At 40.0% G+C, this 14,858-nt stretch carries 16 protein-coding genes; 10 read left to right on the top strand and 6 right to left on the bottom strand.

Annotated elements, in window-relative coordinates; translation table 11 throughout:
* Positions 1-12: 12 nt before the first annotated feature.
* From BIZ36_RS13780 to BIZ36_RS13755, 6 genes are all read right to left on the bottom strand, one after another.
* Positions 13-891 carry a ComEA family DNA-binding protein gene (locus BIZ36_RS13780; RefSeq protein WP_187458490.1) on the bottom strand — a complete coding sequence of 293 codons (879 nt, stop codon included), beginning with the start codon at positions 889-891 and terminating at the stop codon, positions 13-15.
* A 15-nt stretch (positions 892-906) separates the two neighbouring features.
* Entirely contained in the window at positions 907-2,976 is a 2,070-nt protein-coding gene (locus tag BIZ36_RS13775) for an amino acid carrier protein (RefSeq protein WP_187458489.1), read from the bottom strand.
* Between the two features lie 112 nt (positions 2,977-3,088).
* Positions 3,089-4,096 carry a potassium channel family protein gene (locus BIZ36_RS13770; protein ID WP_187458488.1) on the bottom strand — a complete coding sequence of 336 codons (1,008 nt, stop codon included), beginning with the start codon at positions 4,094-4,096 and terminating at the stop codon, positions 3,089-3,091.
* Positions 4,097-4,098: 2 nt separating this feature from the next.
* Positions 4,099-4,326 (bottom strand): PspC domain-containing protein, encoded by a 228-nt coding sequence (locus BIZ36_RS13765; RefSeq protein ID WP_121848075.1) that lies wholly within the window; start codon positions 4,324-4,326, stop codon positions 4,099-4,101.
* A gap of 83 nt (positions 4,327-4,409) precedes the next feature.
* Complete coding sequence (locus tag BIZ36_RS13760) at positions 4,410-5,693, bottom strand: DUF2851 family protein (RefSeq protein ID WP_187458487.1); 1,284 nt, start codon at positions 5,691-5,693, stop codon at positions 4,410-4,412.
* Between the two features lie 75 nt (positions 5,694-5,768).
* Positions 5,769-6,077, bottom strand: coding sequence for a rhodanese-like domain-containing protein (locus BIZ36_RS13755; RefSeq protein WP_187458486.1), 309 nt, complete (start codon positions 6,075-6,077; stop codon positions 5,769-5,771).
* 178 nt (positions 6,078-6,255) lie between these two features.
* On the opposite strand from BIZ36_RS13755, the gene BIZ36_RS13750 reads away from it, so the two are divergent.
* The 10 genes from BIZ36_RS13750 (at position 6,256) to trpA (ending at position 14,858) form a co-directional block, all read left to right on the top strand.
* Entirely contained in the window at positions 6,256-6,702 is a 447-nt protein-coding gene (locus BIZ36_RS13750; RefSeq protein ID WP_187458485.1) for a MarR family winged helix-turn-helix transcriptional regulator, read from the top strand.
* A 22-nt stretch (positions 6,703-6,724) separates the two neighbouring features.
* Entirely contained in the window at positions 6,725-7,357 is a 633-nt protein-coding gene (locus tag BIZ36_RS13745) for an NAD(P)H-dependent oxidoreductase (RefSeq protein WP_187458484.1), read from the top strand.
* Between the two features lie 36 nt (positions 7,358-7,393).
* On the top strand, positions 7,394-7,969 hold the full coding sequence (locus BIZ36_RS13740) for a YceI family protein (RefSeq protein WP_187458483.1): 576 nt from the start codon (positions 7,394-7,396) through the stop codon (positions 7,967-7,969).
* A 326-nt stretch (positions 7,970-8,295) separates the two neighbouring features.
* Positions 8,296-9,693, top strand: a complete 1,398-nt coding sequence (locus BIZ36_RS13735; protein WP_187458482.1) for an anthranilate synthase component I family protein — start codon at positions 8,296-8,298, stop codon at positions 9,691-9,693.
* A gap of 1 nt (position 9,694) precedes the next feature.
* The gene (locus BIZ36_RS13730; RefSeq protein WP_187458481.1) at positions 9,695-10,258 is read left to right on the top strand and encodes an anthranilate synthase component II; all 564 of its coding nucleotides are present in this window, start codon (positions 9,695-9,697) and stop codon (positions 10,256-10,258) included.
* Between the two features lie 43 nt (positions 10,259-10,301).
* Positions 10,302-11,294 (top strand): anthranilate phosphoribosyltransferase, encoded by a 993-nt coding sequence (trpD, locus tag BIZ36_RS13725; RefSeq protein ID WP_187458480.1) that lies wholly within the window; start codon positions 10,302-10,304, stop codon positions 11,292-11,294.
* Positions 11,295-11,425: 131 nt separating this feature from the next.
* The gene (gene trpC / locus BIZ36_RS13720; protein WP_187458479.1) at positions 11,426-12,214 is read left to right on the top strand and encodes an indole-3-glycerol phosphate synthase TrpC; all 789 of its coding nucleotides are present in this window, start codon (positions 11,426-11,428) and stop codon (positions 12,212-12,214) included.
* Positions 12,215-12,226: 12 nt separating this feature from the next.
* Complete coding sequence (locus BIZ36_RS13715) at positions 12,227-12,916, top strand: phosphoribosylanthranilate isomerase (RefSeq protein ID WP_286174786.1); 690 nt, start codon at positions 12,227-12,229, stop codon at positions 12,914-12,916.
* Positions 12,916-14,097: a tryptophan synthase subunit beta gene (gene trpB / locus BIZ36_RS13710; protein WP_187458478.1), complete on the top strand. Its 1,182-nt coding sequence runs from the start codon at positions 12,916-12,918 to the stop codon at positions 14,095-14,097. The genes BIZ36_RS13715 and trpB overlap by 1 nt, the downstream gene beginning before the upstream one ends.
* A complete protein-coding gene (trpA, locus tag BIZ36_RS13705) occupies positions 14,094-14,858 on the top strand; it encodes a tryptophan synthase subunit alpha (RefSeq protein WP_187458477.1) in 765 nt (254 codons plus the stop codon). Before trpB ends, trpA begins: the two co-directional genes overlap by 4 nt.

Here is a 14,858-nt window from a genome sequence, read left to right as displayed (position 1 = left end):
AGCTTATTTTTTTTATAAGGACAAATATAAAGCTATTCTATCTATCTTGTCCGAAGGAAAACCATCAATATGCTTTAATTCATCAAAGGAAAGAATGCTGCCGTTCTCCATTCTCTGCCGCACTATCGCTTCTGCCACACTATATCTAATATAAACCAATTTGGAAATTTCTTCTGCTGTGGACGCGTTAATATTGATTTTATTTACCACGGGCTTTTCCATCACCTTAAATCGCTCCAATACCCGCTCTACAACTTCTGGTTCTAAATGATAAACGTCATATAACTGTTCATCAACTAAAAAGCCCCCTAAACGGTCCCTAAACTTAACTATTCTTGCCGAAAGCTTTTCACCTATTCCATTCACCACACGCAAATCTTGGGCTGTAGCTTTATTTAAATCCTTAAGCTCATTGGACGCTCCTTGATTTTTTTCCTTTGAAACTCTAACTTTTTGAGGAGTACTGTTGTTCTTAGTATTTACCCAATCTGGAAACTTAAAATATGGAGAAATAACGCTTAACAAAGAATCCGAAATTTGGGTCACCTTTTTAAATTCCAACGCCGAATTGACAAACTTACCTTTGGACCTAAATTCATGAAGCCGGTCTATTTCAGCGTTGGACATCCCCAACGTATATCCTTTATAATCCGTTATATAATTAGGATTGAAAGGATATATTTCAGATTCTTCTTCCGAATCCAAGTTTTGAAGACTATCAATTTGTGATTGCCATTCCTTGTTTTGAATAAAACTAGGCTCCTTTTCTCCTAAAGGTAAATAGTCAAGAGCAACATAGCTCAATTGAAGAAAAGCTATGACCAACAGCAAATAAAAAATCCCACTTCGTTCCTGTTTACTGAACCTGAAGTGGGACTTAAATTTCTTCATTTATTTTACAAAATGTTATTTGGCCAAGCGCTGCTTTTTAAATAACTGATTGGCCTTTAATTTTCTCCAGTATTCTCCTAAGTCTTCTTTTACTTCTCCAGACATTATGTATAGACCTATAATATTAGGAAAGGACATTGCTAAAATCATCATATCCGAAAAATCAAGAACTGCTCCTAAACTAACAGAAGCCCCGATAACCACGAAAATCAAAAACAAGATTTTATAGATCATTTCCGATTTCTTGCTTTTTCCAAATAAATAGGTCCAAGCCCTCATTCCATAGTATGACCAGGAAATCATAGTAGAAAAGGCGAATAAAAAAACCGCCAATGCCAGTACATATGGGAACCAAGAAATCTGACTTCCAAAAGCATCGGAAGTCAACTGTGCACCGGCCATTCCTTCTACCTCGTGCATACCAGTAAAAATTAAGACCAGGGCTGTAAGGGTACAAACTACTACCGTATCAATAAAAGGTTCCAAAAGTGCCACAAATCCCTCTGAAGGTGGATGATTCGTTTTAGCAGTACTATGGGCTATGGCCGCAGAACCTACCCCCGCTTCATTGGAGAAGGCAGCTCTCTGGAAACCTACCACTAACACCCCAACGATTCCTCCTTTTAATGCTGAAGGACTAAAGGCTCCGTCTACAATAGCGGCAAAAGCCGGACCAATATTCTGAATATTCATAATGATTACCGCCAAGGCAGCAACAATATAGATGGAAGCCATAATGGGCACTACCCGCCCAGTCACTTTTGCGATACTATTAATTCCCCCGATAATTACTACACCTACCAAAATAGCCGTAATAACACCAAACCAAAATCCGTTACCCGCCAATGCCGGGAATTGACCTGCCAATTGTTCAAATGATTGGTTTGCCTGAAACATGTTCCCCCCGCCAAAGGAAGCTCCAATAGCAAGGACGGCAAATAGACCTGCCAGAACTTTCCCAAAACCTTTTAGGTTTCTTTTTTCAAGTCCGTAACGCAAGTAATTCATTGGGCCACCAAACACACGGCCATCGGGCAGTATATCCCTATACTTAACCCCTAAGGTACATTCTACGAATTTGGAGGACATTCCCAACAGACCACAAACGATCATCCAGAAAGTAGCGCCTGCCCCACCTAACGAAACCGCAACTGCCACTCCTGCAATATTCCCAAGACCAACGGTACCGGAAACTGCCGTAGCCAATGCCTGAAAGTGGGTAACCTGCCCGGGGGCCTCAGGGTCATCATATTTTCCTTTCGCCAAATCGATAGAATGACGGAATCCCCTGATATTGATAAAGCCCATTCTTATGGTAAAGAACAAAGCTCCCAACACCAACCAGATTACAATAAAAGGGATATCCTTGGTTAACGGATCCCCATTTGGGTGCGTCATAACCACAGGATCATCATATACAATCTCTGCGAGAAAATGAGCTCCCTGCTCGATAACATGTTCCGCATTTTCCGAATTATAAATGACATTGCCTTCTTTTACCAAATAGTTCAAGGTACCCGAAGCCGAAGCCACCACGGTTCGCTCTCCATTCTTATCACTGGAGATGATGGCTATTTGATCACCCTTAACTACTTTGTCCCCCTCTCCTTTTAGCCATTTCTTAAGTACGAATTTATCTTGGACCTCCGCAGACCAACCAGGGGTACTTATGAGCTTTTTGTCCGCATAGGCAACGGGGTCGTAAACACCAATTGCAGCAAAAGGGTCCCAAAAAAGAACGGAACCAAGCGCCTGTACTGCAGGTGTCATGGTTCCGTTAAAAACTTCGGCGATGGCATTTGTTTCCACCTTATATACTTTGGTAACCGAATTACCTTGAGAGTCCGATACAACTACCGTATATGGTATTCCCTCTGTCAATCCGGTTGCTTTATTAGAGCTAAGCGGGGTACTTTGGTTGCTCCACTTATAACTATATGGAGGCGTACCGCCAAGCACTTGTAAATCTATAACCCCATCGTTTATTTGTTTGGAGGGATTAAAAATTGCCGGTTTAATTGTAAGATCTTGGGAATTTGCCACTATACCTAGCAGCGTAAAAAATAAACCTAAAAGTTTCTTCATATTTTGTTTTATAGGGTTTGGCATCTATGTTATCCTATTTTATGATGGGTGCCAATATCTTAAAAAATAGCAACACAATCAAATAATAACCTTGAATTAACGCAAGAATGAACTAATCAATATGGAACATTTCATTCAACTTTCTTATTTGTTCAGGTCTTCCAAGGACGATTACTTTACCCCTGGACTGCAACTTTAAATCCGCTTCCGGATTAATGATATAATTACCACCCGGTTCCACATAACCAATGATAGTACAGCCGGTTTTTCTTCTCAAATCCAAGTCACGAAGGGAGCTACCTTCTCTTTGGTCTCCAAAATCCTCAATGGCTACTTCTTCCAAATTGGTCGTATTTTCTCCTTCAGTGCTTAGCTTGTCCATAAAATCTATTAAATCTGGCATCACCACCAAAGAGGCCATATGGTCTCCCCCTATGCGATCAGGCATGATTACTTTATCCGCTCCGGCTAATTTCAGTTTCTTTTGAGAAGTTGCAAGTGATGCCCTACTGATGATAAACAACTTTTTATTCAACTGCCTGGCCGATAGTACCACAAAAAGGTTCACGGCATCATCGGGAAGTGCCGCTATAAGGTATTTAGCACGTTCGATACCCGCACTCAACAAAACCTCATCTTCATTGGCATCCCCCTCAACAAAAAGTGCTTCCTCCTCATGCTTTTCAATAACCTCTCGATCTCTTTCTATAATCACAAATGGCCTTTCATATGCTCTAAGCCTTTCTGCGGCCTGCATTCCGTTTCTCCCAAAACCACAAACTATAATATGGTTCTGAAGTTGGTCTATTTGATTTTTCACTTTTTTCTTTTTTAAAAGTTGTAGCGAGTTTCTACTTAAAATGTATTCTGAAATAACCGAAATAGCAAAGGCAAAAATAAATACACTGAGAACAATCAAAAATGCTGTAAATATTTTCCCTTCCGTACTTAAGGGTCTAATTTCCCCATAACCAACGGTGGTTACGGTAATAATGGTCATGTAAAAGGCTTCCACCAAGGTATAATCCGCTATGAACCAATAGCCGAAAATTCCCAGTAACAGAACTGCCAACATTAAAATGATGGCTAAGTAAATCCTGGAACGAAAGAGATTCAGCATATTTAAAGATCAAAAACGGAGGTACGTTTGGTATAGAGCAAGTCTTTTATCTTAAGCCAGAATGCCAAAAATAAATAAAGTGCAAAACCAAAACCTAAAGTAACGAAGGTGAGGTAAATAAAAGACGTGCGAACCACACGAGCTCTTATCCCAAGACGATCCGCTATTCTACCACAAACTTCAAAACCTCTCTTTTGCAGATAATATAGTAGTTGGTAAAAGAGGTTCATAATTATTTTGATTTACAAGACAAGACAAAAAGTTGAACATTGCCTCCAATCTAACTAAATAAAAATTGAGACAATACCCAAAATTAATCATTTCCAGATAATAAGAGCGATCCAATCTGGCATTGCAGGCATTCGTTTTTGGAGCAATAATTCTGATACAATTCTATAAGGGATTGACTCTGCCAGGCATTGGTCGCACTAAGCCCCGCATTCTCAAAATTGCTTATGATGGTATTCTTTTCCGGCTTTATCTTAGTGAGAAAGGAAAAAAACTCATCATTGTCCGCTTTACCAGTTACCTTAAGATAGGTGAATTTTAAAGGTATGATGGCATTAACTATCAACAGGTCCATAAAATTCTTGGACAATTGTTTCATCCTTTTAGCGGACTGCTTCCCAAAAGTATAGTGGTCAATCCAATAAGGATGGGTTGAAACATTCAAAAATTCATACACTTGACTTACATCCCCTAAGTTCATAAGAGTACTAAAAAGGCGGTCTTCTTTGTGGTAGAGATAAGCCAATTGGGAAAGTCTTATTGTTGGGAAATTAACGGGTCTCAATTTGAAAAAATCAGGTTTTAAGACCACTTCATCCTGTATATTGAATTTTAACTTTTGATAATTATACTCCTCTCTTAAAGCAAGGAAATAATCGTCTGTAATCGTATCGCTTTCCAGCAATTTTAGCGCCCCGTAAAAAACACTCTCCAAAGACAAAATATTGCCTCGTAATTTTCTAACGGTTTTAAAGTTCACCACTTTTGAAAGACCAACAAAAGCTTCCCCGTTTATCTTGGACCCGAAGCTTTTGAGCAATAGAACAAACAAGACTTGTTCCCAATCATTTTGGGACATTTCAAGTAATTTTTCAATTTCCTTGGATTTTCTCCTTAGCCGTTCTAAATACAAGCGCTCCATCCAATTATCTAAATGAAACCTATCCACCGTACCAATGGATTTCTCGCAATTGATAAATTTCACATTGCGTTGATCAAAGAGGTTTTGATAATTTGCCAGTAATGTTTTTGAAATAAAATGCCTAAGCTCCAAGGTTGGCAAGGGTATATTTGCACTTCCAAATACTTCAGTATCATGATCCCAAACCACATGTAATATCACATTTTGATAGTTGGGGTCTCTTTCATGACTGTGGGCGTACCAATCCGAGGACTTCAAATGTACTTCCAAATTTCCCACCCAGAGTTGCCGGCCGATCTTCACTTGCGCATTGAAAAAGTCGGGACCGGCCAAATGATTATGGGTACCCGTTTTGATAATTTCAATTTGCTCCCCATCTGTGGTAACAAGATTGTCTAAACCAAGCTTTTTATACTTCCAGATAAAATGGAGCAAATCTTCCCTCATAAGGCAATTAGTAAAACGAAAAAAGTTCAAATACGAGTTGTATTTGAACTTCTTAAGATATAAAAAATATGTCTTTTATTCTGCGACCTCTCCTTCCCAATTCATAAAACCACCCTCCAAATTGTAGGCTTTTTCAAAGCCTACACTATTCATTATAGAACAAGCTTGGGCACTTCTTGCTCCCGAACGGCAGTAAACATAGTATGATTTACTCTTATCCAGTTTTTCCAATTCATCCAAAAAACCTTGCCCTAAATGAATGTCAATATTTTTAGCTCCAGGAATATACCCATCCTCAACTTCTTCAGGAGTACGTACATCCAAAATAAAGGCATTGTTATCATTCTCCAGTTGCTCTTCCCACTCTTGTTGTGATAAATCCATACTATTTATTATTAAAACCAGCCAATAGGATGGTTTCTAGTTATCGTTTCTATTTACTCCCCAAAAATACATTTTTTTAAAAAAGGCGACATCCCTTCATTAACAAAAGTTTATGACCTGCATCAATGAATACAACTTTAAAATATTTTACATTTGTACATACAATTGTTGTAGAGACATGAATGTAGAACAGATTATCAAAACCGAAAAAGAAATTCCTTTGGCAAGCAGGACAATTATTCATTTAAGTTTGGTAATGAATAAAATTAGTGAAATCGTAAGCTCTGCATTGAAACCGTTTGAAATGTCTCCGGAACAATTCAATGTTCTAAGAATTCTACGCGGTCAGAAAAATCAACCTGCCAATCTTTCTACTCTAAATGAAAGAATGGTCCATAAAATGAGCAATACTACGCGTTTAGTGGATAAATTGATCAAGAAGGGATATGTCCATCGCACTGTTTGTCCCAGCAATAGAAGAAAAGTTGAAATACGCATAACTGATGAAGGCAAATCTATTTTAAAAGATTTAGACCAAGCAATGGCTCTTGCGGAAGAAGAAATCTTAAAAAATTTCGATGTTAAAGAACTAAAAGAACTGAATACACTTTTAAACAAGTTTTAAATCTTAATACTAAATTTATTTTATGAGTACGTATATTGAAAATCTCCACTGGCGCTATGCCACTAAAAAATTTGATAAGGATAAATCCATTTCCGAGGAAGACCTAGGTACATTACTGGAAGCAACTTCCTTAAGCGCCTCTTCCTATGGTTTACAGCCTTATAAGATATTAGTCCTAAAAGATGCGGAGATTAGGGAAAAACTGCAGCCGTTTGCCTGGAACCAATCGCAAATCACTGAAGCCTCCCATCTTATTGTTATTGCAAACCAAACCACATTTGGTGAAGAATTGGTAGATGATTATTTAGAAAACGTTAGTGAAACTAGAGACATTCCCCTAAAAAATTTGGAAGGCTACGCAGAGATGATGAAAGCCAACCTTATTCCATTAACAGATGAGCAAAAAACCCAATGGACCGCTAAGCAGGCCTATATTGCTTTGGGAAACTTACTGTCGGCAGCGGCGGACTTAAAAATAGACACATGCCCCATGGAAGGTTTTGATGCCACCAAATTCAATGAAATATTAGGATTGAACGAATTAAACCTAAATGCAGTAGTTTTGGCGGCAGTGGGTTACAGGTCAGAAGAAGATCAAACCCAACATTTTAAGAAGGTAAGAAAATCCAATAAAGATTTAATCACGCATATATAACAAGTACTAACATTATTAACTAAATTTATTACAATTATGAAAAAAGGAGTATTTAGCTTGGCTTTGGCCTTGGTTTTTGGTGTAGCAACTGCCACAGAACCAGTTGCAGAAGAAAAAAAAGAAGTAAAGACTGAGGCCAGTACCGTAACTTGGAAGGCTTACAAAGTAACCGGTTCACACGAAGGAACCGTAGCTTTAAAATCTGGATCTTTGACTTTTGATGGCGATAAGCTAACCGGAGGAGAATTTGTTGCCGATATGACCAGCCTTATTTCTACCGATATGGAAGGCGATGGTAAAGCAAAATTAGAAGGTCACTTAAAGGCTGATGATTTTTTTGGGGTTGAAAAGCACGAGACTTCAAAACTGGTTTTCACCAATGTGAAGTCTACCGGAAAAAACTCATACGAAGTCACTGGGGACCTAACTATCAAAGGAATCACCAAACCAGTTGTTTTTGATGTTTCTGTATATGGTAGCAAGGCTACGGCCAACGTAAAGGTTGATAGAACCAAATATGACATTAAGTACGGTTCTGGAAGCTTTTTTGAAAACCTAGGTGATAAAACTATCTACGATGAATTTGATCTAGTTGTAGACTTGGAATTCTAAGAGTTAATCTATAACGTATAATAAACTTGACCTCACAAGTTTCTCCCGGCTTAAGGAATTTAAATTCTTAAGCCGGGATTTTTTTTTGCTTCCATCTAACAATGCGCACTTAAATTGTGAGTAGTCTCACCAGGCCGCTATTTTCTTTTATTTTTGATTTGGGGTTTAACAAATGATTTTTATATTTGAACCTATGTATAGAAAAAACGCAAATACTTGGTGGTGGAAAAACTCGCAAATCAATTCGTGAGCAGACCCCATTGTAGTAAAACAATATAAAAGGCTTGTCAATCACGACAAGCCTTTTGCTTTTCAACCCAATCAAAATGAAGTACGAACTAAAGACACATTACAAAAAAATACTTGCAGACACCATTACCCCGGTAAGCGTATATCTCAAGATTAGGGACAAATTCCCCAACAGTATTCTTTTAGAAAGTAGCGATTACCACGCCAATGATAACAGTTTTTCCTATATCTGCTGCAACCCTATTGCTTCCATTAAGGTGGAAAATGAAGAACTTACAAGTGTTTTTCCGGATGGTTCCAAATCCACAAAAACAATTGACTCCTCCACCGATGTTGTGGCGGAAATCCACCAATTTGGTCAAAACTTTATAACGGAAGACAACAGTTTTAAATTCATCAATAATGGACTTTTCGGCTATATGGCCTATGATGCGGTACGTTATTTTGAGGATGTTGAAATCTCCAAAAAAGACAATTCCGTAGCCATCCCTGATGTTTACTATGCCGTTTACCAGAACATCATAGCCATCAACCACTTTAAGAACGAAGCCTACCTATTTGCACATAGTTACGAAAAAGAAGAGAACATAGCGGAAATCGAGCAACTTTTGAATGTAAGGAACTTCGCTACCTACAATTTCTCCTTGCAAGGTGAAGCTACCAGTAATCTGGAAGATGAAGAATACAAAGAGCATGTGCGTTTGGCAAAAAAACATTGTCACCGCGGAGATGTGTTCCAATTGGTACTTTCAAGGAGGTTTTCCCAAGGTTTCAAGGGGGATGAATTTAACGTCTACCGGGCACTTCGTTCAGTAAACCCTTCGCCCTACTTGTTTTATTTTGATTACGGCGATTTTAAGATTTTTGGAAGTTCTCCCGAAGCCCAACTAATAGTCAAAGACGGAAAAGCTGAAATACACCCAATTGCGGGCACGTTTAAACGCACAGGAAATGATGAACAGGACGCCATTTTGGCCCGTAAACTTTCTGAGGACGACAAAGAAAATAGCGAACATGTTATGCTCGTAGACCTCGCTAGGAATGACCTTAGCCGAAATGGCAATATGGTAGAGGTAACCAACTATAGGGAAGTTCAGTTCTTTTCACACGTCATTCATTTGGTATCCAAGGTTACCGGACAGAAGAAAGAGAACATCACCACCATGAAAGTAGTGGCAGACACCTTTCCTGCCGGTACATTGAGCGGTGCACCAAAACATATGGCCATGCAACTTATTGAGAAGTATGAGAAAACAAGTAGGGGTTACTACGGGGGTGCCATTGGTTTTATGGACTTTAACGGAAATTTTAACCATGCCATAATGATCCGTACTTTTTTAAGTAAAAACCATGCCCTGCATTATCAGGCCGGCGCCGGATTGGTTGCCGCCTCTAATCCAGACGATGAATTACAAGAAACCTATAACAAACTAGGCGCCCTTACCAAGGCTTTGGAAATAGCCAAAACCATTTAAGATGAATAAGATTTTAGTCATAGATAATTACGACAGTTTCACCTATAATTTGGTTCACTATCTAGAAGATTTGGATTGTGAGGTGGTTGTAAAAAGAAACGACCAGCTAACGTTGGAAGAAGTGGATGCCTTTCATAAAATAGTACTTTCCCCGGGACCGGGTATTCCAGATGAGGCCGGTTTATTAAAGCCTATCATTAAAAAATATGCCGCCACCAAAAGTATTTTTGGGGTGTGCCTAGGCCAACAGGCCATTGGAGAGGTATTTGGCGGTAGCTTAATCAATCTGGATGAAGTGTATCATGGTATTGCGACAAAAATAAAGCTTACAAAAGAGGATACGAATTTTGAAGGCTTGCCAGAAGAAATTGAGGTTGGACGGTACCATTCTTGGGTAGTTGCGCCAGATTTACCAGAAGGTTTGGAGGCTACGTCCTTTGATGAAAATGGGCAAATTATGAGCCTGAGGCATAAAGAATATGATGTTTCCGCAGTTCAGTTTCACCCAGAATCGGTATTAACACCACAAGGAAAACAAATTCTAAAAAACTGGTTGAATAGCTAAATAAATTTCCGCTTTTGCGGGAATAAGAGGAAGATATACGCAAATGAAAGAGATACTCAACAAACTGATCAATCACGATTTCCTCTCTAAGGAAGATGCCAAACAAGTACTGGTAAATATTGCCAAAGGGGAATACAATAGCAGTCAAATTGCGGCCTTTATAACGGTTTATATGATGCGCAGCATCACCATTGAAGAATTGGAAGGCTTTCGTGATGCCCTGCTAGAACTTTGTCTAGCGGTAGATTTAAGCGAATATGACCCTATTGACCTTTGTGGTACGGGCGGGGATGGTAAGGACACCTTCAACATTTCAACTTTAGCCTCCTTTGTAACAGCAGGTGCCGGAGTGAACGTAACCAAGCACGGTAATTATGGGGTTTCCTCAAAATGTGGAAGTAGCAATGTGATGGAGTTCTTGGGAATCAAGTTCAGTAACGAAGCCGACTTTCTTAAAAAATCAATTGACGAGGCCGGAATTTGTGTATTGCACGCACCGCTTTTTCATCCTGCCATGAAAAATGTAGCACCTATCAGAAGGGAATTGGCCGTAAAAACCTTTTTTAACATGTTGGGCCCCATGGTAAACCCAGCGTTTCCCAAAAATCAAATGGTGGGCGTTTTTAATTTGGAACTGGCCAGAATGTACGGCTATCTCTATCAGAATACCGACAAGAAATTTACGGTTTTGCACGCTTTGGATGGATATGATGAAATATCATTGACCGGAAACACCAAAACTATTAGCAATCATACGGAAAGCATGCTGAAGCCTCAAGATTTTGGGGTGGAACCTATTTTGCAATCCCAAATCGTGGGAGGTGACTCTATTGAAGAATCCGCACAAATTTTCCTCAACGTTTTACAAGGAAAAGGTACGGAAGCCCAAAACAATGTGGTCTGTGCCAATGCGGGTGTAGCCATTGCTACAGTTAAAAATATAAGTCCAAAAGAAGGGTTTGAAAAGGCCAAAGAATCTCTTTTAAGCGGCAGCGGATTAAAAGCTTTGAAGAAGTTGCAGGAGTTGAGTAAGTAATTGGTTGATGGTTGATGGTTGATGGTTGATGGTTGATGGTTGATGGTTGATGGTTGATGGTTGATGGTTGATGGTAAGCTAACATTTTTGATTTTTCATCCATGGAAAAAGAAAAAGCTATTAAATAAGAAATGAACATATTAGATAAAATAGTAGCCGATAAACGCAAGGAAGTTGATTTGCGCAAAGCGCTGATTCCCGTAAAACAACTGGAGAATTCGGTGCTTTTTAACAGGGTTTCACCCTCCTTGGCTTCAGCACTCCGTGCCAGTTCCACGGGAATTATCGCTGAACATAAAAGACGTTCCCCCTCCAAATCGGTTATCAATCAAAATGAAAATGTACAGGATGTGGCCATAGGTTATGCCAATGCTGGTGTTTGTGGCATGTCCGTACTTACAGACGGCAAGTATTTTGGTGGCTCTTTGGACGATTTGTTATTGGCGCGCGCCTCGGTGGAAATTCCGCTTTTGAGAAAGGAATTTGTAATTGACGAATATCAGATTTTGGAATCCAAGGCCTACGGTGCCGATGTTATCCTACTCATTGCGGCCATCCTTTCAAAAGAAGAAATCAAGCAACTTTCGGAGTTCGCCAAAAGTCTGAATTTGGATGTGCTTTTGGAAGTTCATAATTTGGAGGAACTTCAAAAATCCATCATGCCCAGTTTGGATATGTTGGGTGTTAACAACCGAAATTTAAAGACATTTGAGGTAAGCCTGGAAACCAGCAAATCGCTATCCACGGAAATCCCAGAAGAATTCGTAAAAGTTTCCGAAAGCGGTATTAGTAATACATCGGCCATAAACGAATTAAAAGGTTATGGCTACCAAGGCTTTTTGATTGGTGAGAATTTTATGAAAACCGAAAATCCTGGGGAGAACGCCAAAAAATTTGTAGAAGAGCTAAAGAGAATATAAAAGGTCGTTTTTATGAATTATCATTACAGCACACCCAAAGAAGAACCCAGCACCCTCGCCAATGGCCGTTTGCATTTAAAGGTTTGCGGCATGAAGCATAATACCACCGAAATTGCTTCATTGCAGCCAGACTATTTGGGCTTTATTTTTTATGATAAGAGCGAACGGAATTTTAAAGGGGAATTGACACCCGTACCCCACAAGATAAAGAAAGTTGGAGTGTTCGTTAATGCCGGTATTCAAACGGTATTGCAAAGAATAGAGGATTATAATTTGCTTTTGGTACAGCTGCATGGCAATGAAAGTCCGGAGTATTGCAATGAACTAAAATCAAAAGCCAAACAAATACAAATTATAAAAGTGTTTTCTGTTAAGGATGCATTTGACTTTGCCGTTCTTGAACCCTATGAATCAGTATGTGATTTTTTCCTGTTTGATACGAAAGGAAAATTACCGGGCGGAAATGGTTACGCTTTCGATTGGTCCGTCCTTAAAAATTACCCTTCCAACAAACCCTATTTTTTAAGTGGGGGCATTGGTCTGGAAGATATCGATAACATTAAAGAATTTACCCAGCGTCCGGAAGCCAAATACTGCCACGCCATTGATGTGAACAGTAAATTTGAAATAAAACCGGGACTCAAAAATACGGCCGATGTAAAGGCCTTTAAAGAATTGCTCAATAAAATACATATACAATAATGTCTTACAACGCCGATAGCAGGGGGTATTACGGAGAGTTTGGGGGTGCGTTCATCCCCGAGATGCTCTACCCCAATTGTGAAGAATTACGACAAAATTACGTTCAGGTAATGCAAGAAGACTCTTTTAAAAAGGAGTTTCAGCAATTGCTAAAAGATTATGTGGGTCGCCCTACCCCACTTTATTTTGCGGAGCGGCTATCCAACAAATACAACACTAAAATCTATCTGAAACGTGAAGACCTTTGCCACACAGGCGCCCATAAGGTCAATAATACCATCGGTCAAATATTAATGGCCAAACGCTTGGGTAAAAACCGCATCATTGCCGAAACAGGTGCCGGCCAACACGGTGTTGCTACGGCAACGGTCTGCGCTTTAATGGGGATTGAATGTGTGGTGTACATGGGTGAAATTGATATTCAACGCCAAGCCCCCAATGTGGCACGTATGAAAATGTTGGGTGCGGAAGTGCGCCCTGCAAAATCAGGTAGCCGAACCTTAAAAGATGCGACCAATGAAGCCATTAGGGACTGGATCAACAATCCGGTGGATACCCATTACATTATCGGTTCCGTAGTGGGGCCACACCCCTACCCTGATATGGTAGCGCGGTTTCAGTCGGTTATTTCGGAGGAAATCAAATGGCAACTAAAGGAAAAGGAAGGCAAGGAAAACCCTGATTATGTGGTTGCCTGTGTGGGTGGAGGAAGCAATGCTGCGGGTGCCTACTATCACTTTTTGGATAATCCGGATGTGGGCATCATCGCCGTGGAAGCTGCCGGAAAAGGAATTGATTCCGGAGAAAGTGCCGCTACCTCGGCCCTGGGAAAAGTGGGTATCATCCACGGAAGTAAAACCTTGTTGATGCAAACTGCCGATGGCCAAATTACAGAGCCTTACTCCATAAGTGCAGGACTGGATTACCCCGGTGTAGGCCCCATGCACGCCCACCTGTTTAAATCTGGTCGTGGGGAATTCATTTCCATTACCGATGCGGATGCTATGCAAGCCGGACTGGAGCTCTCTAAATTGGAAGGCATCATTCCCGCCATAGAGTCATCACATGCATTTGCCATTCTGGAAACCCGAAAATTTGAAGCCGATGATGTGGTAATCATCAACCTTTCAGGTCGCGGAGATAAAGACCTCAATACATACATTGATTATTTTAAGTTATGACAAATAGAATTTCCCAAAAACTTCAAGAAGATAAAAAGCTCCTTTCCATCTACTTTACGGCCGGGTACCCTTCCTTGAGCGATACCGTGAATGTTATTGAAGGATTGGAAAAGAATGGGGTTGATATGATTGAAATAGGCCTGCCTTTTAGCGACCCCCTAGCGGATGGCCCTACCATTCAGGAAAGTTCTACTAAGGCCCTTAAGAATGGAATGACCACCGAAGTTCTTTTTGACCAATTAAAGGATATTAGAAAAACGGTTTCCATTCCCCTGATTATTATGGGCTATTTTAACCCGATGTTGCAATATGGCGTGGAAGCTTTCTGCCAAAAATGTCAGGAAATTGGCATTGATGGGCTCATTATCCCCGACCTACCAGTGGATGTTTACAACGAGGAATACAAGACCATATTCGAGGAACACGGTCTTGTCAACGTATTTTTGATTACGCCCCAAACCTCGGATGAACGTATTCGTTTTATCGATTCCGTTTCCAGCGGATTTATCTACATGGTAAGTTCTGCGAGCGTTACCGGTGCCAAAAGTGGTTTTGGCGACGAACAGACCCACTATTTTGATAGAATAGCGGCCATGAAACTTAAAAACCCACAAATCGTAGGATTTGGTATCAGTAATAATGAAACCTTTACAGCGGCTACTGAAAAAGCCAAAGGAGCGATTATTGGTTCGGCCTTTATCAAACACTTAACGGCTTTTGGTGCCGATAAATTTGACAACTTTGTAAATAACATTCGCTAG

The organism is Cytophaga sp. FL35, from assembly GCF_014349235.1.
Classification (GTDB): domain Bacteria; phylum Bacteroidota; class Bacteroidia; order Flavobacteriales; family Flavobacteriaceae; genus Euzebyella.
The sequence above is the reverse complement of the archived record's forward strand: the minus strand, read 5'-3'. Positions and strand labels throughout refer to the sequence as shown.